Raw genomic sequence first — 348 nt, forward strand, 5'->3', positions numbered from 1 at the left:
CTTCCGATCTTTAGCCGCCGGCAACCGAGTGCTGCTCAAGCCGTCCGAGCTGACGCCGAAGTTTTCGGACCTGCTTGCCCGCCTGGTCGAAGAGCATTTCTCTCCCGACGAGATGAGCGTGGTGGTCGGCGACGCCGAGGTCGGCAAGACATTCGTGTCGATGCCTTTCGATCACCTCTTGTTCACCGGCTCGACCGCCGTCGGCCGCCAGGTGGCGCTGGCCGCGGCCGCCAATTTGACGCCGGTCACGCTCGAGCTGGGCGGCAAGTCGCCGGCGATCTTCGATGCCTCCTGCGATCTCGATGCCGCGGTCTCGAGCGTCGCCTACGGCAAGCTCTTGAATGCGGG

1 protein-coding gene is annotated in these 348 nt (G+C 65.2%); it reads left to right on the top strand.

The window, feature by feature from the left end; genetic code table 11:
- Positions 1 to 348, top strand: a 348-nt coding sequence (locus EN852_RS36955) for an aldehyde dehydrogenase family protein (RefSeq protein ID WP_135879769.1), incomplete at both ends; no start/stop codon positions are given.

Source organism: Mesorhizobium sp. M2E.F.Ca.ET.209.01.1.1 (genome assembly GCF_004010375.2).
GTDB lineage: Bacteria > Pseudomonadota > Alphaproteobacteria > Rhizobiales > Rhizobiaceae > Mesorhizobium.